The organism is Pseudomonas sp. AC463, assembly GCF_979253585.1.
Map to the genome: position 1 here is coordinate 1 of NZ_CEEDDZ010001029.1, position 245 is coordinate 245.

The window sequence follows — 245 nt, forward strand, 5'->3', positions numbered from 1 at the left end:
TTCGGACGCCCGTACCCTGCGCATCGAACACCGCTTGGCAGGTGCCGACGCCAACCCCTATCTGGTGCTGGCGGCGATTCTGGCGGCCATGGAACATGGTCTGGAGCAGCGCATTGAGCCCATCGCACCATTGAACGAGAACCGTCAGAGCGGTATCGACTTCCCCATGGACATGCTTTCCGCGGTCGCTGCCATGCGTCACCATCCGGCGGTGAACGCCGGGTTGGGCGAGGAGTTCGTTATGG

The 245-nt window shown here is 62.9% G+C and carries 1 pseudogene; it reads left to right on the forward strand.

Going from position 1 to position 245, the window contains the following annotated elements:
• A pseudogene (locus tag AC0IYH_RS33370) lies at positions 1–245 on the forward strand (glutamine synthetase); the annotation flags it as partial.